The organism is Neoaquamicrobium microcysteis (assembly GCF_008180155.1).
Classification (GTDB): Bacteria; Pseudomonadota; Alphaproteobacteria; order Rhizobiales; family Rhizobiaceae; genus Aerobium; species Aerobium microcysteis.
This window is the reverse complement of the sequence record NZ_VSZS01000056.1, coordinates 100,959-127,374: the sequence shown is the minus strand read 5'-3', so window position 1 is coordinate 127,374 and position 26,416 is coordinate 100,959. Positions and strand designations below refer to the sequence as shown.

The 26,416-nt window shown below is 65.1% G+C and carries 23 protein-coding genes and 1 tRNA gene; 12 read left to right on the top strand and 12 right to left on the bottom strand.

Features of this window, described 5'->3' with window-relative positions; translation table 11 throughout:
- The first annotated feature begins 48 nt into the window (after positions 1-48).
- The 3 genes from cysD to cysQ all read left to right on the top strand — a co-directional run bounded on the left by cysD (position 49) and on the right by cysQ (position 3,739).
- On the top strand, positions 49-954 hold the full coding sequence (gene cysD, locus FY036_RS05400; RefSeq protein ID WP_148913678.1) for a sulfate adenylyltransferase subunit CysD: 906 nt from the start codon (positions 49-51) through the stop codon (positions 952-954).
- A gap of 113 nt (positions 955-1,067) precedes the next feature.
- Positions 1,068-2,897 (top strand): sulfate adenylyltransferase subunit CysN, encoded by a 1,830-nt coding sequence (cysN, locus tag FY036_RS05395; protein ID WP_235897543.1) that lies wholly within the window; start codon positions 1,068-1,070, stop codon positions 2,895-2,897.
- Between the two features lie 29 nt (positions 2,898-2,926).
- Positions 2,927-3,739 (top strand): 3'(2'),5'-bisphosphate nucleotidase CysQ, encoded by an 813-nt coding sequence (gene cysQ / locus FY036_RS05390; protein ID WP_148913676.1) that lies wholly within the window; start codon positions 2,927-2,929, stop codon positions 3,737-3,739.
- Positions 3,740-3,746: 7 nt separating this feature from the next.
- Here the strand turns inward: cysQ and rnk are convergent, their stop codons facing one another.
- A complete protein-coding gene (gene rnk, locus FY036_RS05385) occupies positions 3,747-4,142 on the bottom strand; it encodes a nucleoside diphosphate kinase regulator (RefSeq protein WP_148913675.1) in 396 nt (131 codons plus the stop codon).
- 331 nt (positions 4,143-4,473) lie between these two features.
- Between rnk and nspC the strand changes: the two genes are divergently transcribed.
- Together nspC and FY036_RS05375 are read left to right on the top strand one after the other, a co-directional pair.
- Positions 4,474-5,577, top strand: coding sequence for a carboxynorspermidine decarboxylase (gene nspC / locus FY036_RS05380; protein ID WP_148913674.1), 1,104 nt, complete (start codon positions 4,474-4,476; stop codon positions 5,575-5,577).
- Between the two features lie 43 nt (positions 5,578-5,620).
- The gene (locus FY036_RS05375) at positions 5,621-6,862 is read left to right on the top strand and encodes a saccharopine dehydrogenase family protein (protein ID WP_148913673.1); all 1,242 of its coding nucleotides are present in this window, start codon (positions 5,621-5,623) and stop codon (positions 6,860-6,862) included.
- A 490-nt stretch (positions 6,863-7,352) separates the two neighbouring features.
- On the opposite strand, the gene FY036_RS05370 is transcribed toward FY036_RS05375, so the two are convergent.
- From FY036_RS05370 to betI, 6 genes are all read right to left on the bottom strand, one after another.
- A tRNA-Pro gene (locus tag FY036_RS05370) sits at positions 7,353-7,429 on the bottom strand.
- Positions 7,430-7,513: 84 nt separating this feature from the next.
- Positions 7,514-8,980: a betaine-aldehyde dehydrogenase gene (gene betB, locus FY036_RS05365; protein WP_148913672.1), complete on the bottom strand. Its 1,467-nt coding sequence runs from the start codon at positions 8,978-8,980 to the stop codon at positions 7,514-7,516.
- Between the two features lie 9 nt (positions 8,981-8,989).
- Positions 8,990-10,642, bottom strand: a complete 1,653-nt coding sequence (gene betA / locus FY036_RS05360) for a choline dehydrogenase (protein WP_148913719.1) — start codon at positions 10,640-10,642, stop codon at positions 8,990-8,992.
- The gene (locus FY036_RS05355; RefSeq protein WP_201744695.1) at positions 10,635-11,639 is read right to left on the bottom strand and encodes a threonine/serine dehydratase; all 1,005 of its coding nucleotides are present in this window, start codon (positions 11,637-11,639) and stop codon (positions 10,635-10,637) included. The genes betA and FY036_RS05355 overlap by 8 nt, the downstream gene beginning before the upstream one ends.
- Positions 11,639-13,165 (bottom strand): choline-sulfatase, encoded by a 1,527-nt coding sequence (betC, locus tag FY036_RS05350; protein ID WP_148913670.1) that lies wholly within the window; start codon positions 13,163-13,165, stop codon positions 11,639-11,641. Before betC ends, FY036_RS05355 begins: the two co-directional genes overlap by 1 nt.
- Positions 13,162-13,755, bottom strand: coding sequence for a choline-binding transcriptional repressor BetI (gene betI, locus FY036_RS05345; RefSeq protein ID WP_148913669.1), 594 nt, complete (start codon positions 13,753-13,755; stop codon positions 13,162-13,164). Before betI ends, betC begins: the two co-directional genes overlap by 4 nt.
- A 173-nt stretch (positions 13,756-13,928) precedes the next feature.
- On the opposite strand from betI, the gene FY036_RS05340 reads away from it, so the two are divergent.
- Both FY036_RS05340 and FY036_RS05335 read left to right on the top strand, forming a co-directional pair.
- Positions 13,929-15,095, top strand: coding sequence for an acetyl-CoA acetyltransferase (locus tag FY036_RS05340; protein WP_148913668.1), 1,167 nt, complete (start codon positions 13,929-13,931; stop codon positions 15,093-15,095).
- Complete coding sequence (locus tag FY036_RS05335; RefSeq protein ID WP_148913667.1) at positions 15,092-15,835, top strand: SDR family NAD(P)-dependent oxidoreductase; 744 nt, start codon at positions 15,092-15,094, stop codon at positions 15,833-15,835. The genes FY036_RS05340 and FY036_RS05335 overlap by 4 nt, the downstream gene beginning before the upstream one ends.
- Positions 15,836-15,841: 6 nt before the next feature.
- Here FY036_RS05335 and FY036_RS05330 read toward each other — a convergent pair whose 3' ends face one another.
- A complete protein-coding gene (locus FY036_RS05330; protein WP_148913718.1) occupies positions 15,842-16,579 on the bottom strand; it encodes a DUF3750 domain-containing protein in 738 nt (245 codons plus the stop codon).
- A gap of 84 nt (positions 16,580-16,663) precedes the next feature.
- On the opposite strand from FY036_RS05330, the gene FY036_RS05325 reads away from it, so the two are divergent.
- A complete protein-coding gene (locus FY036_RS05325; protein ID WP_148913666.1) occupies positions 16,664-17,671 on the top strand; it encodes an asparaginase in 1,008 nt (335 codons plus the stop codon).
- Here FY036_RS05325 and FY036_RS05320 read toward each other — a convergent pair.
- Positions 17,664-19,079 carry a TIGR03808 family TAT-translocated repetitive protein gene (locus FY036_RS05320; protein ID WP_235897536.1) on the bottom strand — a complete coding sequence of 472 codons (1,416 nt, stop codon included), beginning with the start codon at positions 19,077-19,079 and terminating at the stop codon, positions 17,664-17,666. The two genes, FY036_RS05325 and FY036_RS05320, sit on opposite strands and share 8 nt — an antisense overlap.
- A gap of 66 nt (positions 19,080-19,145) precedes the next feature.
- Here FY036_RS05320 and greA point away from each other — a divergent pair, with 66 nt between their 5' ends.
- Positions 19,146-19,619, top strand: a complete 474-nt coding sequence (gene greA, locus FY036_RS05315; RefSeq protein ID WP_148913665.1) for a transcription elongation factor GreA — start codon at positions 19,146-19,148, stop codon at positions 19,617-19,619.
- A gap of 12 nt (positions 19,620-19,631) precedes the next feature.
- Here the strand turns inward: greA and FY036_RS05310 are convergent, their stop codons facing one another.
- Positions 19,632-21,044, bottom strand: coding sequence for a methylmalonyl-CoA mutase family protein (locus FY036_RS05310; RefSeq protein ID WP_148913716.1), 1,413 nt, complete (start codon positions 21,042-21,044; stop codon positions 19,632-19,634).
- A 235-nt stretch (positions 21,045-21,279) separates the two neighbouring features.
- Between FY036_RS05310 and FY036_RS05305 the strand changes: the two genes are divergently transcribed.
- Entirely contained in the window at positions 21,280-22,860 is a 1,581-nt protein-coding gene (locus FY036_RS05305) for a helicase HerA-like C-terminal domain-containing protein (RefSeq protein WP_148913664.1), read from the top strand.
- Between the two features lie 64 nt (positions 22,861-22,924).
- On the opposite strand, the gene FY036_RS05300 is transcribed toward FY036_RS05305, so the two are convergent.
- Together FY036_RS05300 and FY036_RS05295 are read right to left on the bottom strand one after the other, a co-directional pair.
- The gene (locus tag FY036_RS05300) at positions 22,925-23,677 is read right to left on the bottom strand and encodes a L,D-transpeptidase (protein ID WP_407941126.1); all 753 of its coding nucleotides are present in this window, start codon (positions 23,675-23,677) and stop codon (positions 22,925-22,927) included.
- Between the two features lie 226 nt (positions 23,678-23,903).
- Positions 23,904-24,560, bottom strand: a complete 657-nt coding sequence (locus tag FY036_RS05295) for a haloacid dehalogenase type II (protein ID WP_148913663.1) — start codon at positions 24,558-24,560, stop codon at positions 23,904-23,906.
- Between the two features lie 155 nt (positions 24,561-24,715).
- Between FY036_RS05295 and FY036_RS05290 the strand changes: the two genes are divergently transcribed.
- Together FY036_RS05290 and FY036_RS05285 are read left to right on the top strand one after the other, a co-directional pair.
- Positions 24,716-25,594: a branched-chain amino acid aminotransferase gene (locus FY036_RS05290; protein WP_148913662.1), complete on the top strand. Its 879-nt coding sequence runs from the start codon at positions 24,716-24,718 to the stop codon at positions 25,592-25,594.
- 99 nt (positions 25,595-25,693) lie between these two features.
- On the top strand, positions 25,694-26,296 hold the full coding sequence (locus tag FY036_RS05285) for a superoxide dismutase (protein WP_148913661.1): 603 nt from the start codon (positions 25,694-25,696) through the stop codon (positions 26,294-26,296).
- Positions 26,297-26,416 lie beyond the last annotated feature (120 nt).

The window sequence follows — 26,416 nt, the reverse complement described above, 5'->3', positions numbered from 1 at the left end:
AATGCGGCGCCGCCGGAAAGGCGAGGTCGCGGTAAGGACGCTTGATTCATGACTGTTGGCTTGTCGCATCTGGCGCGGTTGGAGGCCGAGGCCATCCACATCTTCCGGGAGGTAGCGGCGAGCTTTTCGCGGCCGGTGATGCTCTATTCGGTGGGCAAGGATTCCTCGGTGCTGCTTCATCTGGCGATGAAGGCGTTCTATCCGGCCAAGCCGCCTTTTCCGTTCCTGCATGTCGATACGACATGGAAGTTCCGCGAGATGATCTCGTTTCGCGATGAGATGGCGGCGAAGCTCGGCTTCGACCTGCTGGTGCACGTCAACCAGGAAGGCGTCGCGCAGGGCATCAACCCGTTCGATTCCGGCTCCAACGTCCACACCCATGTGATGAAGACCGTGGGTCTCAGGCAGGCCCTCGACAAATACGGCTTCGATGCCGCCTTCGGCGGCGCGCGGCGCGACGAGGAAAAGAGCCGCGCCAAGGAGCGCATCTTTTCCTTCCGCGATGCCCGGCACGGCTGGGACCCCAAGAACCAGCGCCCCGAGATGTGGAAGATCTACAACACCCGCATCAGCCAGGGCGAATCGATCCGCGTATTCCCGCTGTCCAACTGGACCGAGCTCGATATCTGGCAGTACATCCTGCAGGAAAACATCCCGATCGTGCCGCTCTACTACGCCGCGCCGCGTCCGGTCGTCGAGCGCGACGGCATGCTGGTCATGGTCGATGACGAGCGGCTGAAGCTGCGGCCGGGCGAGACGGCGCAGGAGCGCATGGTGCGTTTCCGCACGCTTGGCTGCTACCCGCTGACGGGTGCGATCGAATCGGAAGCCGACACGCTGGAAGCCATCGTGACCGAGATGTTGACGGCGCGCACCTCCGAACGGCAGGGCCGCCTCATCGACCGCGACGAGGCGGGCTCGATGGAGAAGAAGAAGCGGGAAGGGTACTTCTGACCATGGCTCACCTCACGGCTTCATCCGCCCTCGCATTCACCGCTGCCCAGCCTGAAGAAACCGGCACGCCGGATTCCATCCGCGCATACCTTGCTGAGCAGGAAGGCAAGTCGATGCTGCGCTTCCTCACCTGCGGCTCGGTGGACGACGGCAAGTCGACGCTCATCGGGCGGCTGCTCTATGACACGCGGCTGATCTTCGAGGACCAGCTCGCCGCTCTCGAACGCGATTCGCGCAAGCACGGCACCACGGGCGACGAGATCGACTTCGCGCTGCTGGTCGACGGGCTGGAAGCCGAGCGCGAGCAGGGCATCACCATCGATGTCGCCTACCGCTTCTTCGCCACGCCGAAGCGCAAGTTCATCGTCGCCGACACGCCCGGCCACGAGCAGTACACCCGCAACATGACCACCGGCGCTTCCACGGCCGATCTTGCCGTGGTGCTGATCGACGCGCGCAAGGGCGTTCTCCCGCAGACGCGCCGCCATTCCTTCATCGCGTCCGCGCTCGGCATCCGCCACATCCTGCTGGCGGTCAACAAGATCGATCTGGTGGACTACGACCAGTCGGTCTTCGACCGCATCGTCGCGGACTATCGCGCATTCGCCACCGATCTGGGGTTCGCCTCGATCGTCCCAGTGCCTGTCTCCGCGCGCTATGGCGAAAACATCGTCGGCCGCTCGCCCCATACGCCATGGCACGACGGGCCGACGATGATCGAGCATCTGGAAAACGTCGAGGTCGAGGAAGACAAGGTCGACCAGCCGTTCCGCTTCCCGGTTCAGTACGTCAACCGCCCCAATCTCGACTTTCGCGGCTTTGCCGGCACCGTCGCGTCCGGCACCATCGCGGCCGGCGACGAGGTGGTGGAGGCCAAGACCGGCCGCGCCTCGCGCATAGCCCGCATCGTGACCGCAGGCGGCGATCTCGCCAGCGCCCGTGAGGGACAGGCCGTGACGCTGGTGCTGGAGGACGAGATCGAGGTTTCGCGCGGCAACATGCTGGTGACGCCCGATGCGCGTCCGCAGGTGGCCGACCAGTTCACCGCGCGCGTCGTGTGGTTCGATGCCCATGCGTTGATGCCGGGCCGCGCCTATGTCCTGCGCACCGAGACCGACCAGGCCGCCGCGACGGTGACGGAGCTGAAGCACCGCATCAACGTCGACAATTTCTCGCAAGAGGCCGCCAAGTCGCTCGAGCTCAACGAGATCGGCGTGTGCAATATCTCGCTGCAGGCGCCCATCGCCTTCGACAGCTTTGCCGACGACCGCGCGACCGGCGCGTTCATCCTGATCGACCGGCTCACCAACGCGACCGTCGGGGCGGGCATGATCCTGCATCCGCTTCGCCGCGCGGCCAACATCCACTGGCAGGCGCTGGACGTGAACCGGGATGCGCGCGCCGAGCTGAAGCACCAGAAGCCGGCGGTGCTCTGGTTTACCGGGCTCTCGGGCTCCGGCAAGTCGACCATCGCCAACCTTCTGGAAAAGAGGCTCCACGCCGAAGGCCGTCACACCTACATCCTCGATGGCGACAATGTGCGCCATGGGCTCAACCGCGATCTGGGCTTCACCGAGGAAGACCGGGTGGAGAACATTCGCCGCGTCGCCGAGGTGGCCCGGCTGATGGCTGATGCCGGGCTGCTGGTGCTGGTCTCGTTCATCTCGCCCTTCCGGGCCGAGCGGCGCATGGCGCGCGAGCTGATGGGGGAGGGCGAGTTCGTCGAGGTGTTCGTGGATACGCCCTTCGAGGAATGCGCCCGCCGCGACCCCAAGGGTCTCTACAAGCGCGCGCTCGACGGCCAGATCAAGAACTTCACCGGTCTCGATTCGCCGTACGAAGCTCCGGAGAACGCCGAAATCCATATCCGGACCACCGAGACCACCCCGCAGGATGCGGTTCAGGAGGTCTACGACACGCTCAAGCGCAATGGTTATTGCTAAGGGCGGCGAGGGGTAGTATCGCGCCTGCCATGCACACTCTGCCCGATGACCGGACGATCCTTGGCGTCCTCGAACCCCTCGCGCTTGCCGCCGGCAGCCGCATCATGGAAATCCGCGCCCGGGGCTTCGAGGCCGAAGCCAAGGCTGACTCCTCGCCGGTAACGCAGGCCGACCGCGACGCCGAGGCGATCATCCTCGCCGGTCTTCGAGAGCGGTTTCCCGGCGTGGCGATCATCGCCGAGGAGGAAGCCTCAATCGGCCTGTCGCCCGAAACCGTGGGTGACGTGTTCTTCCTGATCGACCCGCTCGACGGCACCAAGGAATTCGTCAAGGGCGGCACCGACTTCACCGTCAACATCGCGCTGGTGCGCGCCTGCGAGCCGGTGGTCGGCGTCGTCTATGCCCCCGCCGCCAATGCAATGTATTCCGGCGCGCCGGGCATCGCCGAGATGGTGCGTACCGATGGCGCGCACCAGCCCGTTGATCGTCGGGCGATCGGCGTGCGCGAAGGCAGCGCCCCGCTCACCATCGTCGCCAGCCGCTCGCACAACACGCCCGAAACCGACGCCTTCATCGGCCGCTACGAACCGGCCGACCGCGTCACCATCGGGTCGTCGCTGAAGTTCTGTCTGGTCGCGTCGGGCGAGGCGGATCTGTATCCCCGCTTCGGTCGCACCATGCAGTGGGATACCGCTGCGGGCGACGCCGTCCTGCGTGCGGCCGGCGGCATGACGCGGACGCTCGACGGCGAGCCGTTCCGCTACGGGCACGGCACCTGCGCGGACGACGCCCCCTTCGCCAACCCGTTCTTCGTTGCCGAAGGACGCGTGCCGCGCGGCTGAGCCGCCATCAGGTCGATGGTGCCCGTTCCACCTTGTTGACGGTCAGGACGTGGGCCTTGCCGTCATTGGCGACCCACTCGATCGACTGGCCGACGCCCAGCCCCAGCAGCGCCGTGCCGATGGGTGTCAGGATGGAAATCTTGCCCTCCGCAATGTCTGCCTCACCGGGATAGACCAGCGTCACGCGTCGCCCGTTGCCGTCGTTCGAGGTGTATTCGAGCGTCGTGCCCATCTGAACCGTATCGGCAGGCACCGCGTCGTCGGCCACCACACTGGCGCGTTCCAACTCGCTGAGCAGTCCGTCCGCCATGTCCGGCTTGCTGTCGAGCAGCCCGTTGGCGAGTTGCGTCAGGCGTCCGTGGTCGACCTTGCTGATGACGATCTCGGGTTTGTTCATGGTCATGTCTCTCGTCTGAAAAGATGTACTGCCCCGTGGCGCGCATCGCGTCACGGTCATGCCCGCCTCAGGCAGGCTGTTCGGGGGCGGTGATTGGAAAAATGCGAAACGCGGCTCCCCGGTCCCGGGGAAGCCCGAGCCGGGGTCAGGATCCCGCGATGGGGACCACCCTGAAAATGGCGAATGCGAAGCGCGTGTTCATGCCATTCAGCTTGTCGCAATGGCCGTCTTTGTCAAGGCGCTGTGGCAAACGGGCGCTATGGAGGCCGCTGCGGGTTTGCCATTCGGCTCAGCATCCCTATAACGCGGCTCGACCCCCAACGAGCAATTGCCGACCATGACGACGATAGCCACGCCCTATTACCTCATCGACAAGCAGAAGCTTCTGCGCAACATGGAGAAGATCGCCCATGTGCGTGAGGCTTCGGGCGCGAAGGCGCTGCTGGCGCTGAAGTGCTTCGCCACGTGGTCGGTGTTCGACCTGATGCGCCAGTACATGGACGGCACCACCTCGTCCTCGCTCAACGAGGTGAAGCTCGGTCGCGAGAAATTCGGCGGCGAAACCCATGCCTATTCGGTCGCCTACGCCGATCACGAGATCGACGAGGTGATCTCGAACGCCGACAAGATCATCTTCAACTCCATCGGCCAGCTGGAGCGGTTCGCCGGCAGGGCAGGGCATATCGCGCGCGGCCTGCGCCTCAACCCGCAGGTCTCGTCCTCCACCTTCGATCTCGCCGATCCTGCGCGTCCGTTCAGCCGCCTTGGCGAATGGGACGTTGCGCGCATCGAGACGGTGATGGACCGCATCAGCGGCTTCATGATCCACAACAACTGCGAGAACGCCGATTTCGCCCTGTTCGACCGCATGCTCGGCCAGATCGAGGAGCGTTTCGGCGCACTTCTGTCGCGCGTGGAATGGGTCAGCCTCGGCGGCGGCATCCACTTCACCGGCGACGACTACCCGCTCGACGCCTTCTGCGCCCGCCTCAAGGCGTTCGCGCAGCGCTTCGGCGTGCAGGTCTATCTGGAGCCCGGCGAGGCCTCGATCACCCGAAGCACGACGCTGGAGGTCACGGTTCTCGACACGCTGTTCAACGGCAAGAACCTCGCCATCGTCGATTCGTCGATCGAGGCGCACATGCTCGACCTGCTGATCTACCGCGAGAGCGCCAAGGTCGCGCCCAACGAGGGCGACCACAGCTACATGGTGTGCGGCAAGTCGTGCCTGGCCGGCGACATCTTCGGCGAGTTCCGCTTCCCCGAAGAGCTGAAGGTCGGCGACCGCGTCTCCATCCAGGACGCCGCCGGCTACACCATGGTCAAGAAGAACTGGTTCAACGGCGTGAAGATGCCGTCCATCGCCGTCCGTGAACTGGACGGCACCGTCAAAGTCGTGCGCGAGTTCGGGTTCGACGATTATGCAGCGAGCCTTTCGTAGGCCCGTCCCGTTCAAGCAGTCTTGAAGGAGACAGACCCCAGAAATGAAGAAGAATGTCCTCATCATCGGCGCCGGTGGCGTGTCGCAGGTCGTGGCGCACAAATGCGCCCGCAACAACGATGTCCTCGGCGATATCCACGTCGCCTCCCGCACCGTTGAGAAATGCGAGGCCATCGTTGCTTCCGTTCGCGAGAAGGGAAGCCTGAAGGTGGAGGGCAGGCTCGAGGCCCACGCGCTCGATGCGATGGATGTCGCCGCCACCAAGGCGCTGATCGAGAAGACCGGCGCACAGATCGTCCTCAATGTCGGCTCCTCCTTCATCAACATGTCGGTGCTGTCGGCGTGCATCGAGACGGGCGCGGCCTATATCGACACCGCAATCCACGAGGACCCGCTGAAGATTTGCGAGACGCCGCCCTGGTATGCCAATTACGAGTGGAAGCGCCGCGAGGAGTGCGAGAAGGCCGGCGTCACGGCCATCCTGGGCGCGGGCTTCGACCCCGGCGTCGTCAACGCCTATGCGAAGCTCGCCCATGACGAGTATTTCGACCGCATCGACACGATCGACATCATCGACGTGAATGCCGGCAGCCACGGCCGCTATTTCTCGACCAACTTCGACCCGGAGATCAATTTCCGCGAGTTCACCGGTCAGGTCTGGTCGTGGCAGGACAATGCGTGGGTGTCGAACAGCATGTTCGAAATCCGCAAGGAGTGGGATTTGCCGGTGGTCGGCACCAGCACCACCTACATGACCGGACACGACGAGATTCACTCGCTGTCGCAGAATCTCGGCGTGCCGACGGTGCGGTTCTGGATGGGCTTCGGCGACCACTACGTCAACGTGTTCACCGTCCTCAAGAATCTGGGTCTCCTGTCCGAACAGCCGGTGACGACCGCCGAGGGGCTGGAAGTCGTGCCGCTCAAGGTGGTGAAGGCGGTCCTGCCGGACCCGTCATCGCTCGCACCCGACTACACCGGCAAGACCTGCATCGGCGATCTGGTGAAGGGCGTGAAGGACGGCAGGGAGCGCGAGGTCTTCATCTACAACGTCGCCGACCACAAGGACGCCTACAACGAAGTCGGCAGCCAGGGCATCTCCTACACGGCCGGTGTTCCCGCCGTCGCTGCCGCCATGCTGATCGCCACCGGCGAGTGGGATGTGAAGAAGATGGCCAATGTCGAGGATCTGGCGCCCCGGCCGTTCCTCGCCGTGCTCGACCGCCTCGGCCTGCCGACCCGTATCAGGGAAGGCGAGGACGACCGCGCGCTGGACTTCGCCTGACTGAATTTGTCAGGACGCGGGGGCAGTCCGGATCATGTCTGTGGTTCGGGCGCGCCTTCGCCCTCGCCGCCTCAAACGGGGGCGGTCAGGAAGAATGCGACGGCCAAGCACATCAGCACGATGAGAATGGCGTGATTGGCGTATCTGGTAATCACGGGTCCGTTCCTGTTTTGACGCTTCCGTACACACGTCGGTGCAAAGGCGAAACTACCGTGCGATAGCGTTTGGCCTGCCCTGCAACGTTGGTTCAAGCATTAAGTTCCACGTCGTCGCGTTTTATCCCCCGAACGGGGGATGCGGCGTTGTGACGCCGGGTGCAGGCTGCGCACGTCAATGCCCTTTGGTGACCCCGCCGGCTTCGGTTGGCGGGGCTTTTTTCCCCGAGGCTAATGGCCGTCGGCGCAATTGCGCGAAGGGGCATTGGCGCAGTTTTTCATGTCGCGATGATGGCGCCACAGGCGGGAAGGGCCGGGAAACCCTTTGAGCCGGATGGTCGGAGTGGCAGGATTTGAACCTGCGACCCCCTCGTCCCGAACGAGGTGCGCTACCAGGCTGCGCTACACTCCGTGACCGGCAGGCCGGGCTTATAGCGTCCGGCCGCATCGCCTGCAAGCGCGAACGGGCCCTTCGCGCGAGAAATATGACGCTCGTTCAGTACGGGCTCTCCACGTCGCCCGTTTCGACGTAGACGGATTTCAGCTGCGAATAGTGGGAGAGTGCTGCCAGCGAGTTCTCACGCCCCACGCCGGACTGCTTGAAGCCGCCGAAAGGCAGTTCGGCCGGCGCGAGGTTGTAGTGGTTGATCCAGCAGCTCCCGGCCTTGATCTCGGCGATCACCCGGTGCGCGCGCGGCAGGTCGCGGGTGAACACGCCTGCAGAGAGGCCGAACTCCGTATCGTTCGCCCGCTCGATCACCTCGTCTTCCCGCGAGAACGAAAGCACGCTCATCACCGGTCCGAAGATCTCCTCGCGCGCGATGCGCATGTCGTCCTTCACGCCGGTGAAGATCGTCGGCTCGACATAGAAGCCGCCCTCGAACCCCTGAAGCTGCGGCACGCCGCCGCCACAGTGCAGCGTCGCGCCTTCCGCCTTGCCGATGTCGATGTAGCCCGTCACCTTCTCGTGCTGCGCCTTGTTGATGAGCGGCCCCATCTGCGTCTCCGGATCGAGCGGGTCGCCGATCCTGATCTTTTTGGTGCGCGCGGTGAGACGGTCGAGGAACCGGTCGTAGACGCCGTCCTGCACGAAGACGCGGGTGCCGTTCGAGCAGACCTGCCCGGTCGAATAGAAGTTTGCGAGCATCGCGCCGCCTACGGCGTTCTCCACGTCGGCATCGTCGAAGATGATGAGCGGCGACTTTCCGCCGAGCTCCATCGTCGCGTGCTTCATCTGCGAGCCCGCCAGCGCCAGCACCTTCCGGCCGGTCGGCACCGATCCGGTCAGCGACACCTTGGCGACGAGCGCGTGGCCCGCAAGCGCGCCGCCCACATCGCCGAACCCCTGCACGACGTTGAACAGGCCGTCGGGCAGCCCGGCCTCGGTGTAGATTTCGGCCAGCATCAGCGCCGTCAGCGGCGTGTTCTCCGACGGCTTGAAGATCATCGCGTTGCCCATGGCGAGCGCGGGGGCCGATTTCCAGCTTGCGCCCTGTATCGGGTAGTTCCACGCGCCGATGCCGACGCATACGCCCAGCGGCTCGCGTCTCGTATAGGCAAAGGGGCCGCCGCCAAGGTCGATATATTCGCCGTGATAGCCTGCGACGACCCCGCCGAAGAACTCGATGGCTTCCGCCGCCGAAGCCGGATCGGCAACGGTCGTTTCCTGTATCGGCTTGCCGGTGTCGAGCGTCTCGACGCGCGCGATCTCATCGTTGCGTTCACGCAGAAGGTCGGCGGCCCGGCGCAGGATGCGGCCGCGATCGGCCGGGCGCATCCGCGCCCACTTGGCTTGCGCGGCAGCGGCAGACTGGATCGCCCGTTCAACGATCTCCGGGGTTGCGGCGTGCAGCCGCGCGATCACTTCGCCTGTGGCCGGATAGATGACCTCCAGCGGTGCGCCGTTGGTGTCCTCCACGAAGCGGCCATCGATGTAGTGGGATGCTTTCGGCTGGGCCAGCATGGGTTTCTCCTAGCGGTCGGATTCCCGCCAGCGCGGGTTGATCCATGGTTCCTGATTGGACGGGCTGAGCGGCTGGCGGCCGAGAATATGGTCCGCCGCCTTCTCGCCCGTCATGATGGACGGCGCGTTGAGGTTGCCGTTGGTGATGCGCGGGAAGATCGAGGAGTCGGCGACCCGCAGCCCCTCTACGCCGATCACGCGGCACTCGGGATCGACGACCGACATCGCGTCGTCCGCGCGACCCATCCTGCATGTGCCGCACGGGTGGTAGGCGCTCTCGGCATGTTCGCGGATGAAGGCGTCGAGCTGCTCGTCGCTCTGGACGTCGTCGCCCGGCGCTATCTCGCGGCCCCGGTAAAGATCGAACGCCTGCTGGCCGAAAAGCTCCCTGGTCAGCCTGATGCAGTGGCGGAAGTCCAACCAGTCGTGGGGGTGGGACATGTAGTTGAAGCGGATTACCGGCTTCTCGCGCGGATCGGCGGAGCGCAGGGTGACGGAGCCGCGCGACTTGGACCGCATCGGGCCGACATGCGCCTGGAAGCCGTGCGCCTTCGCCGCGGCCTTGCCGTCATAGCGGATGGCGACCGGGATGAAATGATACTGGATGTCGGGGTAGTCCACGCCCGGCGCGGAGCGAAGGAAGGCTGCCGCCTCGAAGTGGTTGCTCGCCCCGAGGCCGGATTTGAAGAACAGCCACTGCGCCCCGATCAGCGCTTTCGAAAACAGGTTCAGCTTGGAATAGAGCGTGATCGGCTGGAGCGATTCCTGCTGGATGTAGAGCTCCATGTGGTCCTGAAGGTTCTGGCCCACGCCCGGCCTGTCGGCCACCACTTCGATGCCGTTTTCCCGCAGGTGTCCGGCCGGTCCGATGCCCGACAGCATCAGCAGCTTGGGCGAGTTGATCGAGGAGGCGGCGATGACGACTTCACGTCGTGCTTTAACGACCTGAATCTGTTTGCGAACTTCGATCTCGACGCCGACGGCGCGTTGATTCTCCATCACCACGCGCCGCGCGAAGCCGTTGACGAGACTCACGTTTTGCCGCTTCAGCGCGGGGCGCAGATAGGCGTTTGCGGTCGACCAGCGGCGGCCCTTGTGGATCGTCTGCTCCATCGGCCCGAAGCCTTCCTGCTTCGATCCGTTGTAGTCCTGAGTCAGCTCGAAACCCGCCTGCCGCCCCGCCTCGATGAAGGCTGCGTAGAGCGGATTTTCCTGCGGGCCGCGCCGCACGTGCATCGGCCCGTCGGTGCCGCGCCAGCCATCCTCGCCGCCGTCGGAGTTCTCCATGCGCTTGAAATAGGGCAGCACGTCCGCATACGACCAGCCGGCAGCACCTTCCTCCGCCCAATGGTCGAAGTCGCGCGCATGGCCGCGCACATAGACCATGCCGTTGATGGACGAGGAACCGCCGATGACCTTCCCTCGCGGCGTGGCCAGCACGCGCCCGCCCAGATGCGGCTCCGGCTCGCTCTGGAAGCCCCAGTCGTACATGCTCATGTTCATGGGGAAGGAGAGGGCCGCCGGCATCTGGATGAACGGGCCGAAATCCGACCCGCCATATTCGATGACGATGACCGAATGCCTGCCGTCCTCCGACAGGCGGTAGGCCAACGCCGCCCCCGCCGAGCCCGAGCCGACGATGACGTAGTCGGCCTCAAGCATCGGCGACATGCCTCATGAAATCCGCCAGCGAGACGTTGCCGCCCGAGCAGACGACAAGCACGGTGTCGCCGGTCACGTCCACGGTGCCCGAGAGAAGTGCCGCCAGCGATGCCGCACCCGAAGGCTCCAGAACCAGCTTCAGCCGCTCGAAGGCGAGCTTCATCGCGCGGCGCACGTCGGCGTCTGCAACCGTCACCGGGCGCGCGCCCACCCGCTCCATCGCCGCGAAAGGCGCCACACCCGGCCGGCGCGCCATCAGCCCGTCGCAGATCGAGGGCGGGGTGGTCAGCGGCACCGTCTCGATGCCGCCATGCGCCAGCGACTTTCCCATCCCGTTGAAGCGCTCGGGCTCGACGGCGACGATCTCCGTGCGCGGCGAAAGGTAGTGGAAGGCCAGCGAGACGCCGCCGATCAGCCCCCCGCCGCCGACGGGACAGAACAGCGTGTTGGCGGAGACGCCTTTGGCAGCCAGCTGGTCCAGCGCCTCCAGCCCGACGCCTGCCTGTCCGGCAACCACTTCCGGGTCGTCGAACGGGTGCAGCAGCGTCAGCTTCTCCGCTTCCGAAATCTCCTTCGCGCGTTCCAGCGCCACTTCCTCGCGGGCGCGGCTGCCGTGCTCGGTCTGGATCACGCGGGCGCCATAGCCGCGCGTGGCGTCGCTCTTTGCCTTTGGCGCGTCGATCGGCATGACGATCGTGACCGGAATGTCAAGCGCCTGGCCCGCAGCCGCCAGCCCCTGCGCGAAATTGCCCGACGAATAGGCGACGACTCCCTTGCGGGCCTCTTCGGCGGTCAGGCATTTCAGCCGCCAGTACGCCCCGCGCACCTTGAACGAGCCGGCCCATTGCAGCGATTCCGGCTTGACGAATACGCGCTCCGCGCCGGTCAGCTTGGCCAGTGCGCGAGCTTCCAGCAGCGGGGTGACCTGCGTTGCCTTCGAGGTGGCGTCATAGGCGCGGCGCAGGTGGTCGAGATCGGGGATGCGGGGTTCACTCATCATTCGCCTCTCGGGAAACGTTGGCGCTCTTCGAGCACGTTGAGGTCCATGTGGTTGCGCATGTAGCGCTCCGACGCTTTCTGCAGCGGCTGGAAGTCCCAGGGGTAGTACGCGCCGTTTCGCAGCGCCGGATAAACCACCCAGCGGCGGGCCTGGCTCTCGCGTACGTCGGCGTCGAAACGGGCGATGTCCCAGCGCTTTTCCACCTCGGCCTGGAACCAGCGGACGAGGTCCGCATGGGCGGGGTTTGAGGCGAGGTTGGTCTGCTCGCGCGGATCTGCAGCAAGATCAAAGAGTTGCGGCGGATCGGCGGGGCAGTGGACGAATTTGTGGGTTTCCGTCCGGATCGCCACCATCGGAGCGATGGAGCCTTCCGCCACATATTCCATGCACACCGGGGTTTTGCGCGGGTTTCCGTCGATCAAGGGCAAGAGGGATTCGCCGTCCAGCCATGCAGCGATGGGCTCCAGATCGATGCCGGCCAGAGCGCAGAGCGTGGGTCCGAGGTCGAGGTTGGATGTGGGACGACGAATCGAGCTTCTGGGGATGATGGGATGCGCGATCATAAGCGGCACCCGCGACGAGCCCTCGAAGAAGCTCATCTTGAACCAGAGGCCGCGCTCGCCCAGCATTTCGCCGTGGTCGGAGCAGAAAACGACGACCGTGTCGTCCGCCATGCGGGTGTCTGCCAGCACGCCCAGCAGCTCGCCGACCTTGTCGTCTATGTAGGAGATGTTGGCGAAATAGCCCTGCCGCGACCTGCGAATGTCCTCTTTGGTGATGTCGAACGAGGCGTAATCGCTCGCCTTGTAGAGCCGCTGCGAATGCGCATCCTGTTGTTCCAGCGGGATAAACGGGATTTCAGGCTCCAGATGTGCGCAGTCTTCGTAGAGATCCCAATACTTGCGCCGCGCGACGAACGGGTCGTGCGGATGGGTGAAGGAAACCGTCAGGCACCACGGCCGGCGGTCCTCGTCCTGCGAGGTGCGGGAAAGCTGGTAGAGCTTCTGGACCGCGTTGTGCGCGACTTCGTCGTCATATTCGAGCTGGTTGGTGATCTCGGCAACGCCTGCGCCGGTGACCGAGCCCAGATTGTGATACCACCAGTCGATCCGCTCGCCCGGCTTGCGCCAGTCCGGCGTCCAGCCGAAATCGGCCGGGTAGATGTCGGTCGTCAGCCTTTCCTCGAAGCCGTGGAGCTGGTCCGGCCCGACGAAGTGCATCTTGCCCGACAGGCAGGTGTAGTAGCCCGCAGCCCGCAAATGATGCGCGAAGGTGGGGATCGACGAGCCGAATTCGGCCGCGTTGTCGTAGACCCCGGTGCGGGACGGCAGCATGCCGCTCATGAAGGACGCGCGGGCCGGCGCACAGAGCGGCGAGGCGGTGTAATTGTTGACGAAACGCGCCGAACGCGCCGCCAGCGCCTTGAGATGCGGGGCGTGGAGAAAATCCGCCGGGCCGTCGGGGAACAGCGTGCCGGTAAGCTGGTCCACCATCACGATGAGGATGTTCGGCTTGCTGCTCATAAGTGTGCTGTCTCCCTCGCCAGCCGGGTTTCGAGATAGTCTTCCACGAGTGCGACGGCGCGTGCGGCATCCGGCGCGCCGTCCTTCAGCGCGTGGCGGATGTAGAGCCCGTCGATCAGCGCCGCGATGCCTTCCGCCGTGCGCTCCGCCTCGTCTGCCGGAAGCAGGGGGCGAAGGCCGCTCATCAGGTTGGAATGCAACCGCCGCGCGTAGATCCGCAGAAGCCGCCGCACGGGTTGCGAGCGCTGGGCCTCCACATAGAAGGCGAGCCACGCAGCGATGATCTCCGGGCGGAACTGCGCATGGGCGAAGTTGACGGCGATGACGGCGCTTATCCTCGCGCGCGGCTCGGTCAGCTTCTCCAGCGCGGCAACAGTGTCGCGCCCCAGCGCCCGAAGGATATGGCGCATGGTGGCCTGAAGCAGATCGTCCTTCGCGCCGAAATAATGGTGCGCGAGTGCAGGCGAAACGCCCGCCTTGCCGGCGATCTCGGACATGGTGACGTCGAGCGAACCCCTCTCGCCGATTGCGAGGATGGCTGCGTCTATGAGCGCCTTGCGGCGCAACGGCTCCATTCCGATCTTGGGCATGACGACTCCTGCTCACGGTCTATTTTTGATTGAGCCATCAATCAAGAACAATTCCCATTTCGCGGTTGCGATATGCTCTTTACGGCAGCGCACAATTCGTTCATCGTTGAACAAAATATAGTGGCTCGCCGAACGTTTTCGGCGTGCTATGCTCACAACCTAGGGAGAGATAGATGACCGCTTGTATCGTGGGCTGGGCCCATTCGCAGTTCGGCAAGCTTGCCGACGAGACCGTTGAAAGCCTCATCGTCAAAGTAACGAAGGACGCGCTCGACCATGCGGGCATCGGTCCCGACGACGTCGACGAGATCGTGCTGGGTCATTTCAACGCCGGGTTCTCGGCTCAGGATTTCACCGCCAGCCTCGTTCTTCAGGCCGATGACCGGCTGCGCTTCAAGCCGGCCACCCGCGTCGAGAACGCCTGCGCGACCGGGTCGGCTGCCGTGCGTCAGGGCATCCGCGCCATCGAGGCGCGCGCCGCACGTGTCGTGCTCGTCGTCGGCGTGGAGCAGATGACCACGACGCCGGGAGCGGAAGTCGGCAAGAACCTGCTCAAGGCGTCCTATATCGCGGAAGAGGGCGACACGCCCGCCGGTTTCGCAGGCCAGTTCGGCAAGATCGCAGCCGCCTATTTCCAGCGCCACGGCGACCAGTCCGACGCGCTGGCGCGCATTGCAGCCAAGAACCACAAGAACGGTGTCGAGAACCCGTATGCGCACATGCGCAAGGATTTCGGCTACGAGTTCTGCCGCACCGAGAGCGAGCGCAATCCCTTCGTCGCCGGGCCGCTGAAGCGTACCGACTGCTCGCTGGTGTCTGACGGTGCTGCCGCGATTGTGCTTTCCGATGCGACCACCGCGCTTTCGATGCGCCGCGCGGTGGCCTTCCGCGCCAACGAGCACGTGCAGGATTTCCTGCCCATGTCGAAGCGCGACATCCTGCTTTTCGAGGGCTGCGAGGCCGCCTGGGAGCGCGCGCTGAAGAATGCCGGCGTGTCGCTGGACGATCTCTCCTTCGTCGAAACGCATGACTGCTTCACCATCGCGGAACTGATCGAATACGAAGCCATGGGCCTTGCGAAGCGAGGCGAGGGCGGCAGGATCGCGCTGGAAGGCCAGACCGAAAAGGGCGGCCGCCTGCCGGTGAACCCGTCGGGCGGGCTCAAGGCCAAGGGCCATCCCATCGGCGCGACGGGCGTTTCCATGCACGCGCTGACCGCGATGCAACTGACCGGCGAGGCCGGCGGCATCCAGGTCGAGGGCGCCAAGCTGGGCGGCATCTTCAACATGGGCGGCGCGGCCGTCGCCAACTACGTATCCATCCTCGAAAGGATCAAATGAAACCATCCGCCATCGTCACCGGGGGCGCATCCGGCATTGGCCTCGCCACTGTCGAATGGCTCCTTGACGATGGATGGCCGGTGGCCGTGCTCGACGCCGATCCGGTGGCGCTTGCGGCTGCCGAAGACATGTTCTCCGGCGAGAGCGCGGTGTTCATCTCCGTGGACGTGAGCGACGAGGAGATGGTCTCGGAAGCTTTCGATCAGGCGGTTGACGTTCTGGGCCCCATCGGCGGGCTGGTCAATTCCGCCGGTGTCGCACGCGACACGCCGGTGATGGAGACCACTGCCGAGCAGTTTCGCCAGATCCTCGACATCAATCTCGTCGGCTCGTTCATCGCGGCGAAGGCAGCGGTCGAGCGCATGGCCGAGACGCTGGCCATCGTCAACATCGCTTCGGTTTCCGGCCTTCGCGGCAATCACGGCCGTGCGGCCTACGGCGCATCGAAGGCAGGCGTGAAGCTGATGTCGGAGGTGATGGCGGTCGAACTCGCCCAGCGCGAAGTGCGGGTAAACTGCGTCGCGCCCGGCCCGGTGGACACGCCGATGGTGGCAAGGCTGCACGGCGACGAGGTGCGCCGGCACTGGCTCGATCGCCTGCCGCAGCGCCGTTATGGCGAACCGGACGAGGTTGCGGCCGCTATCGCTTTCCTGCTTTCGCCGGAGGCGAGCTACATCACCGGCCAGACGATCGCCGTGGATGGCGGCTTCATGGCGGCGGGCATCATCCGCTTCGACTGACCGCCTCTACCAGCCGACGCGGCCGAGCGCCGGGATCTTGAGCGCGGGGCGAAGAAAATCGACCCCCGCGACGACGCCCAGCAGATGGACCTCGAAGCCGCTGCGCATGCCGATGGACACACCGGCCAACCCGCCCAACGTTGCGTGCAGTTCGCGCCAGTCGGGCGAGATGCGCAGCGATGCAAAGCCGGGCGCATAGTCGCGTCCGGTGGCGTTGGGCGGCATCTGGGCGCCCAGTTCCGGCACCGTTGCCACAACGTGAGCGACGAAGCTGTTGGAGTTCGGGCCGGGCCAGATGCGGTAGCCGCCATTGCCGGCATAGGGGTAGGCGGCGATGGCGGCCTCTACCTGCGGGATCAACCGCTCGGCCTCCGCCCCGGTGACGGAATGGACCGACCATGGCAGATTGGAATACCAGAGCGCGTCGGCGGGATAGGCGTTGCGCCGCACCGGCATGCCCCAGCCGACCTTGTCGTAGCGTTCGTATTCGGCGCTGCCCGGCTTCTTGACCACGATCCAGCTGTGAAGGGAGATCGCGCCCTTGAGCCCGCCGGTTCGCGCCGCCATGACGTGGATGGCGGCATCGGAATTGTCGCCTGCGGCCGGAAGGACGCCGCTTGCCGCCCAGCTTGCCCCGCGCCATGACGTGGGCCTGTCCTGCAGCGACCACCACGCGACAGTGCCTGCAACGGGGAGCAGGAAGACCAGAAAGAAGGCGATGGCGGCGCGGCGCAGCAGGCGCAGGAAGCTGAACTGGAGCAAGCGAAACCCTTTGCGTCTGGCGATCTGGCGGATTATGGCCTCGAAACTCGCAACTCTGGTGAAATAATGTCAAATCCCATTCTGGTTGAAGTCACGCGCGGTAACATCGTCGAGAGCCGGCACCGGGGAGCGGTCTGCGTGGTCGATGGCGACGGCAAGGTGGTGCTGGAACTGGGCGATGTCGGGCGCCCGACATTTCCCCGCTCGGCGGTCAAGGCCATACAGGCGCTGCCGCTGGTGGAATCGGGTGCGGCAGACGCCTATAGCTTCGGGGATCGGGAGATCGCGCTTGCCTGCGCTTCGCATTCGGGTGAGCCGGAACACGCCGGGCTGGCAGCCTCCATGCTTGGAAGGGCAGGGCTGGATCACACCGCGCTGGAATGTGGGGCGCACTGGCCGATGCGGCAGGAGGCGGCGCTCGAACTCGCGCGCGGCGGGGCTGCGCCGAGCGCGCTGCACAACAACTGCTCGGGCAAGCATGCCGGTTTCGTCTGCACCTGCGCGCATATGGGATTGAACTACAGCGGCTACGTGAACGCCGGGCATCGCTCGCAGCAGATGGTGCGCGAGGCGATGGAGACGGTGACGGGAGCCGCGCATGAAGCCGACATCTGCGGAACGGACGGCTGCTCCATACCCACCTATGCGGTTCCGCTGAAGAACCTGGCGCTCGGCTTCGCGCGCATGGCTACCGGCGTCGGGCTGGGCGCGGAGCGGGCAAAGGCGGCACGGCGCATCTTTGCGGCGTGCATGGCAGAGCCGTTCTTCGTGGCGGGCACCGAGCGCATGGACACGCGCCTGATGCAAGCCGCCGGAGGCCGGATCATGGTCAAGACGGGTGCCGAGGGCGTCTATTGCGGCGCGGTGCCGGAACTCGGGCTCGGCCTCGCCATCAAATGCGACGACGGGGCGGGCAGGGCGGCGGAGACCATGGTCGCGGCCGTGCTCGGCAGGCTTCTGTCGGGCGATGCGGAACTGTCTGGCGCGATGCGCGAACTTGCCAACCCGGTGATGAAGAACTGGAACGGCATCGAGGTCGGCCGGGTGAGACCCGCCGGCGCGTTGGCTAGCTGACGAGGTTGCGCTCGACCCGCAGATGGCCGAAGCGGGTTTCGTCGCCCCCAGCGAGATCGCCGGTGGCGGCATCCGCCCAGCGGTAGCCGACAACCGCGCGTTCGGAGCCGTCGACGATGTTGTCGGCGACGATCGCCGACCCGGCGCCCTCCACGACTGAGACGGCAAAGCCTTCCCGCGCGTTGCGAACGACGTTTCCGGTTGCCGTCACGTTGCGCAGAAACTCGCCCCAGCCGAGCATCATGCCGAAGCGCGGTGCGTTCTCGACCACGTTGCCGCTGACGGCGGTGTCGGCTTCCACGCTGATGCCGATGCCGAAACCCACGGCCTCGAAGGCTTCGTAGGGAGCCTTGTCGACCAGATTGCGAACGATGTTGCCGTTGCAGACGGCCATCCGGCCGCCCTCGTTGAAGTTGGCGATGGATATGCCGATGGCGGCCCCATCGACCACGTTCGAGCCGATGACCGCGCCCTCGAAGGAGAACTCCGAGTAGATCGCGGTCTCGCCGGAGCGCAGGCACTGGTTGCCGGTGATCTGGACGTTGCCGGCGCTGTTGGCGCGAATCGCCGAAAATGCGCAGTCGGCGACGTGGTTGTCCGCCACGATCACGTTGTCGGCGCGGAAGACGTTGATGCCGTTGCCGTTCTGGCCCGTGCCGCCGCTGCGCGCGCCGATGCGTTCGATGCGGTTGCCGGTGACCATGGAGCCGTCGGCCGCCGGCTGCCAGCGATGGACGAGAATGCCGCCGTCGCCGCAATCCGACACGACGTTTGAGGCGATGCGCATGCGGCCGGCCTCCACGCTGTAGAGCGCGTATGCGGCCGCGCCGCTGATCGTGGAGCGCTCGACCGAGCCCGAGACGCGCTCCAGCGCGATGGCGGACCCGGCGCTGCCCAGTATCTCGCAGCGGTCCATCGCCAGATTTGCCACGCGGCGCATCTCGACCAAGGCCTGCGCCTCGCGGCCCAGCGGCCGGTTGGCGCCGTCGATCGACAGCCCGGTCAGTTCGATGAAGCCGGCATCCTCGGCGGCGAAAAGATAGCCGTCGCCGCCGTAGACGATGCGCGTCGCGCCCGGGACCCCGACAAGCCGCGTCTCGCGGGGAAGGCGGATGTTGGACACCCTGTAGTCGCCAGGTGGCAGGAAGACCGGCGCGCGGCTCTCGGCGGCCTTGGCCAGCATCTTCGCAAACGCGCGGCTCTGGTCGTCCAGCGCTCCCGGCCAGACGCCGAATTCCTCGGCATTGATGGAGCCGCGGATCGCCGACGTGACGGTCATGTCGGCCAGCGGGGCCGCGGCCGCACGCGCCGCAATGGCGCTGCCGGCGAGGCCCAGCGCGCCGGCGAGAAGCTTTCGCCTGTTTATTTTCGGGACAGTTGTAACCACCATGCCAAAGGGGGTTTGCATGATGCGTGCCACCCTCAATGGTCGTAGCAACTTGCCGACCATGCTCCCGTAACCTAGATTTGTTCCATGAGCAGAGCTTTCACAAGAGAAGAAGACAGCGAAGCCGCCCTTGCCGACATCGGCGAGCGGCCCGTGAGCACCCATCGCAACCTCGTCACGCCCGAGGGGCTGGCGATGATCGACGCGGAAGTCGCCCGCCTGCGCGAGGAGCTTGGCCGCGCGGAGGCCGAAGGCGTGCGCGAACGCATCGCCCTCGTTGCGCGCGACCTGCGCTACTGGACCGCGCGCCGCGAGTCGGCCGAGCTTTCCGAGCCCGACCCTAAAGACGATGTCGTGCGGTTCGGCATGCGCGTCACCATCGTCAACGACGACGAGGAAGAGCGCACGTGGAAGATCGTCGGCGAAGACGAGACGGACGTGTCGCAGGGCAAGATTTCGCACGTGTCGCCGATGGCGCAGGCGCTTTTCGGCAAGAAGGTCGGCGATGTCGCGACCGTCAGCGGCAAGAACTGGGAGATCGTGTCGATCGCGACGCGCTGATTTCGGCGGCTATCAGCCGCGCAGAAGTTCTTCCAGCCTGACGGGCGGCAGGCTTTCGCAAAAGACGACGCCGTCCGACGGCGCTTCCCGGCGGTCCGCCTTCAGCATGGCTATGCTGTCGTCGGCGGCGGTGCCGGACGCACCGACCACGCCCGACCCATGCTCGCGCAGTTTCTGGAGCCTGCTGTCTCGCGCGGCGATGACGCGTATTTGCACCTTGCCGGCGGCGAGGCTGGTCAGCAGACCGCCTTCCGCTTCGATCTGACGGAATTCTTCCCATGCAGCCTCGCATAGCGATGCCGTGAGGATCTCGAGGTCCTCGGAGCTGCCTTGCGGGTCGGCGAAGAGGCTGAGATGCGTCTCGCCGGCCAGCACGAGCTGCGCGTTGCGGGCAAGCTCTCTCGCCTTGCTCTCCGCCAGCCCGAGGGGCGCGGTGTGCGGCAGAACGCTGATGGTGTCGGCGCCGCCCGCCGCAGCCGAGAACGCCGCCAGCGTGTTGCGCAGGATATTGGTTTCCACGCCGCGCGCGCTCAACATCCGGTAGGACGTCTCGACATGGACCTTGGCGGGCGAGGGCGGTATCGCACAGGCTTCCTGCAACTGCGCCCACAGCCGCCGCAGCGCCCTGATCTTGGCGATGGACAGAAGCTGGTCCTGATCGGCGCAAAGCGCGAAGCCGATATGCGGGGCCGCATAGACGAGCGGCTGCCGCGCCTCCTGGAACATGCGGAGATGCGACACGGCGCTGGCGAGCATCACGCCCAGCTCCTGCGCCTCGGTTGCGCCGGCATTGTGCATGACGCGGCCATCGGCTTCCAGCAGCACGGCGGGAATGCCCATGGCGAAGAAATGCGCGAGGGACGGCGGCATCGACGCCTTCAGCGCCTCGATCGACATGCGCAGGCTGCCGTTTCCGGCGAAGATCGCGGCCGGGTCTATGCCGAAGGAGAGGCTGAGGCGCGCGGGATCGACCTTCTTGCGGCGCATGAGCTCGACGATCCAGTCGACCGACGCACGGCTGGAAGGGTGCACGTCGATACGCAGATAGATGCGGTTGAGCTGGACGTTGTGGAGCGCTGCGGCCAGCGCTTCCGGTCGCGCGGGCAGACCGTAACCGAACGCGTTGGGCGCGCCCTCGAAGACGATGGCCAGGCCTGTCGCGCCGCCCGCGATGTCGTCCTGTGCCTGATGGTTGGCGCGCTTGGCATCCGAATCGTCCACGCGCTGGACGATGGTCCATCCCGGCGCGACGGCGCCCGGCTGCGAACCGTTCTGCCTGAGGTTCTCGAACTGGAGGTCGGAATAGGACAAGGGGGGCGGGGCATCGCCGCGCCGCAGGGCGGCACCGCCGGCACGCAGCGTCTCCAGCCATTGGGCACGGCTGATCGGCGGAAAGGTGCCGGTATTGATGATCGCCGCTTCCATGTCGCTCCACATCCGCCCGGTGGCGGTAACCAGCGCCAAGTTTAGGATGCACGCGACGCTGCTGCAATGCGAAGGCCGGTCGCCCATCCCATTATCACGACGCATGACTGCATTTCATGAAGCCGTGTGTTCAATCGGCAACGGCGCGCATCAACGCGATTGGCAGGTCTCGCCGGGCTGGCTATACCGGCATAAAGGCTTAGAGCCGCCGGCAAGAGGGCATTGGAGAGGGCATATGTGGGAAGAGCAGCAGACGGGCATTTTCCTTGGCGCCAGCCGAACCCCCGACGACAGCTACCAGAAGGCCGAGGAACTGCTGCTGAAATACGCCAACCGGCACGGAATAGTGACGGGTGCGACGGGCACCGGCAAGACGGTGACGCTCCAGATCCTCGCCGAGGGCTTTTCGAGCGCAGGCGTTCCCGTGTTCTGCGCCGATATCAAGGGTGACCTTTCCGGCATCGCCATGATGGGCGAAGCCAAGGATTTCCTGCTCAAGCGCGCCGAGGCGATCAAGCTCGATCCTTACGAGTTCGGCGAATTTCCCGTCATCTTCTGGGATCTGTTCGGCGAGCAGGGGCACCCGATCCGCGCGACCGTCTCCGAGATGGGACCGCTGCTTCTTTCGCGCCTGATGAACCTGTCGGACGCGCAGGAGGGCGTGATGAACATCGCCTTCCGCATCGCGGACGAAGAGGGAATGCTGCTGCTCGACATGAAGGATCTGCAGGCGATCCTCGCCAACATGGCGGAGCGGGCGGCCGAGATCGGCGCGCGCTACGGCAACGTGACGCGCCAGTCGGTCGGCGCGATCCAGCGCCAGCTGCTGGTGCTGGAACAGCAGGGCGGCAACTACTTCTTCGGCGAGCCTGCGCTCAAGATCGCCGACCTCATGCGCACGACGCGCGACGGCCGCGGCGCGATCAACGTGCTTGCCGCCGACAAGCTGATGATGAACCCGCGCCTCTACGCGACGTTCCTGCTGTGGCTGCTATCCGAGCTTTTCGAGGAGTTGCCGGAAGTAGGCGACCCGGCAAAGCCCAAGCTCGTCTTCTTCTTCGACGAGGCGCACCTGCTCTTCAACGAGGCGCCCCGGGCGCTCGTCGAAAGAGTGGAGCAGGTGGTGCGGCTCATCCGCTCCAAGGGCGTCGGCGTCTATTTCGTCACGCAGAACCCGCTCGACGTGCCTGAAACCGTGCTCGCCCAACTCGGCAATCGCATCCAGCACGCGCTGCGCGCCTACACGCCGCGCGAGCAGAAGGCCGTGAAGACGGCTGCCGACACCTTCCGCCCCAATCCCGATTTCGACTGCTTCGAAGCCATCACCAAGCTTGGAACAGGCGAGGCGCTGGTGTCCACGCTGGAGGAAAAGGGCATCCCCTCGATGGTGCAGCGGACGCTGATCCGTCCGCCGGCAGCGCGCATGGGGCCTATCACGCCCGACGAGCGCAAGAAGCTGATGGGCATGAGCCCGGTTGCAGGCCAGTACGATCAGGCCGTGGACCGCGAATCCGCCTATGAAATCCTGCAGAAGCGGGCCGAAGATGCGGCGCGCGCAAAGGAGGAGGATGACCGCCGTGCCCAGCAACCTGCCGAACAGGGGCGGGGCGATGGCGGCGGATGGACTTTGCCGGATTTCGGCGGCGGCTCATCCGGCAATGGGGGGCAGCCCGCCCCGCGCAAGACTTCGGGGCGCAGCGGCTACCAGCGGCAGACCGTGACGGAGGCCGCCATCAAGTCGGTCGTGCGCACGGTGGGCTCGACGCTCGGCCGCGAACTCGTCCGGGGCATTCTGGGCAGCCTGCGCAAGCGATAGCCGCAAAGATAAAGCGGCGGGGCCAAGGCACCCGCCGCTTGAGATTTTATGGGAGCTGAGCCGGTCAGGCCGTGACGCGCAGGCCCGACGTGACGACGATCGGCGACTTCTCGGCTACGCGGTCGTAGAGGTCGATGACGTCCTGGTTGATGAGTCTCACGCAGCCTGACGAGACCGACTTGCCGATCGACCACCACTCGGGCGAGCCGTGCAGGCGATAGAGCGTGTCCTTGCCACCCTGGTAGATGTAGAGCGCACGCGCGCCGAGCGGATTGCTGATGCCCGGCTCCATGCCGCCCTTCCACTCGCGCGTCACGGGATCGTAGGTGGTGCTGTACTTCTTGAGCTCCGGCTGGCGCTCGATCATCTCTTCCGGCGGATGCCAGCGGGGCCATGCCTGCTTCCACTCGATCACGCCATCGCCGGACCACTCGAAGCCCTGACGGCCGAGCCCGACGCCATAACGCATCGCTCGGCCGAAGCGCTGTACGACGTAGAGAAAATGGTTGCCGGTATCGACAACGACGGTCCCGGGGCGCTCGCCAGTCGGATCGGGCACCACCTGACGATGATAGCGCCTGTCGATACGCTCGATCGGAACGGCTGGAACCGCGTGGCCGCCATCGTTGACGGCGGCGTACATCATCACCGGCGCGCCAAGCTCCTCGACCGGAGGAGGCGCTTCGGTCACGACGCGGTCGCGGCGCGGCGGGCCGCTGGTGGTGCAACCTGCGAGAGCGGCGGACGCGGCCGACGCTGTCACGACCGTGAGCAGCGAGCGACGGGAAATCATGGATTTGCTGAGGGCGGCGGACACGTCGGCTCCGTGGAAGGTTCTAACATTGGAAAGAAACGGCAGCCGGACATCACTCACGGTTTCCCCCTGAAACCAATCCCCATCCGGCAGCGGGCACAAGCTATCCTGAATTTGTCAGAAACATGGATAACAAATGCCTAACACGGCCAGCGAAGAAGCAGTGTTGCCGCGCCGCAACAAAGGCGGCAAATGACGTTGTCGTGTAGGGTATGCGAGTGCTCCAACCTTACGCGACGAGGCCCTGAAGGGATGGCAGGATGAGGTCGGGAGCATGGTCCTGATACTCGTCCGGCTGGGAGAAGCGGTTGATCCAGACGGTGCGGAACCCGAATTGCCGGGCGCCTGCGATGTCCCACCTGTTCGACGACTGAAACGAGACCGACTGCGGATAGAGCCGCCATGCCGTCGTGACGAGGTCGTAGACCTGCGGGTCGGTCTTGAAGCGCTTCACCGCGTCGACCGAGAAGATTTCGTCCACAACCTTGTCGAGCGCAGCCGACCGAACCGCCGCCTCGAGCATCGCCGGCGAGCCGTTGGAGAGAATCGCAATGCGTGCGCCCGATGCCTTCAGCGACGCAAGCATCCCCGGCACTTCGGGAAAGCAGTCAAGCTTCCAGTATGCGTCGAGCAGCTTCTGCCGCAGGGCGGGATCGACCGATGGCACCCTGGCGAAAGCGAAGTCCAGCGCGCGCTCGGTGAGTTCCCAGAAGTCGCGGTAGCTGCCCATCAGGGTCAGCACCCACGAATACTCCAACTGCTTGGCGCGCCATATCTCCGAAAGCACCTGGCCGTCGGGTCCGATCTCTCCGGCATGACGGCGCACGGCCGCATGCACGTCGAAGAGCGTGCCGTAGGCGTCGAACACATAGGCGGTGTGGTTCATGAGGGCGACCTTTCGCGCGCGACTTGACCGCAAGGCTCGATTGCGGTCAAGCAGCCGCAACGTTCTGGACCGAACGAACGGGGCGCGCTGTCGGTTGACGCGAAAGGACAAACGCCTTTCGATGGCGCCCCGCAGAAAAGGAAGGATTGCCTGTCATGACCCTGTCTACCCCGGCGCAGACGATTACCTGGACCTTCGTCGATGGCGACTGGCATGAAGGCAACGTCGCGATCGTAGGCCCGCGCAGCCATGTCATGTGGCTCGGCTCCAGCGTGTTCGACGGCGCGCGCTGGTTCGAGGGGGTAGCGCCCGACCTCGACCTTCACTGCGCCCGCGTGAACGCGTCCGCCATCTCCCTGGGTCTCAAGCCGACCGTCACCCCCGACGAAATGGTCGCGCTGACGTGGGAAGGGCTGAAGAAATTCGACGGCAAGACCGCTGTCTACATAAGGCCGATGTACTGGGCCGAGCATGGCGGCTACATGGGCGTGCCGGCCGACCCGGCGTCCACGCGGTTCTGCCTGTGCCTTTACGAAGCGCCGATGATCGCGCCGTCCGGCTTCTCGATCTCGGTCTCGCCGTTTCGCCGGCCGACCTTCGAAACAATGCCGACCAACGCCAAGGCGGGCTGCCTCTATCCCAACAACGGCCGGGCCATACTGGAAGCCAAGTCGCGCGGCTTCGACAATGCGCTGGTGCTCGACATGCTCGGCAACGTCGCGGAGACGGGGTCTTCCAACATCTTCATGGTCAAGGACGGCGAAGTGTTCACGCCCGCTCCGAACGGCACCTTCCTGTCCGGCATCACGCGGTCGCGCACCCTGGGCCTGCTGAAGGACGCCGGCCACAAGGTGACGGAAAAGACGCTGAGCGTGCGCGACTTCCTCGAGGCCGATGAAATCTTTTCAACCGGCAACCATTCCAAGGTGGTGCCCATCACCCGCATCGAGCAGCGCGACCTCCAGCCCGGGCCGGTCGCCAAGCGCGCACGTGAACTCTACTGGGAATGGGCGCATTCCAAGCCCGCTTCCTGAGGGCAAACATTCCGGCACGACGGTGTTGCGTCGTCGTGGATGAAGCCTATGTAGAAGCTGGAACATCCACCCATTGATTTGAGCAAGGGAGAATTTGTCATGGCCTTTGAACTGCCCGAACTGCCTTACGATTACGAGGCGCTGCAGCCCTACATGTCCAAGGAGACGCTGGAGTATCACCACGACAAGCATCACAAGGCCTATGTCGACAACGGCAACAAGCTGGCGGCGGAAGCCGGCATGGACGGCCTTTCGCTGGAAGAGATCGTCAAGCAGTCCTACGGCAAGAATCAGGGCCTCTTCAACAATGCCGGCCAGCACTACAACCACATCCATTTCTGGAAGTGGATGAAGAAGGGCGGCGGCGGCAAGAGCCTGCCGGGCGCGCTGCAGAAGGCCGTCGACAGCGACCTTGGCGGCTACGACAAGTTCCGCGCCGATTTCATCAACGCCGGCACGACGCAGTTCGGCTCGGGCTGGGCATGGCTTTCGGTGAAGAACGGCAAGCTCGAGATCACCAAGACGCCGAACGGCGAAAACCCGCTCGTGCATGGCGGCTCGCCGATCCTGGGCGTCGATGTGTGGGAGCACTCCTACTACATCGACTATCGCAACGCCCGGCCGAAATATCTCGAGGCGTTCGTCGACAGCCTCATCAACTGGGATTACGTGCTGGAAATGTACGAGGCGGCTGCAAAGTAAGCCCGCGCGCCAGCGTTTCTCGAAAAGCCCCGCTTGGTCGGGGCTTTTCTTTTAGTGCGCCACCGGCACCGGCCCGATCACGCAACCGTGAAATGCACAACGCCTGTTTTGACTTCCGAA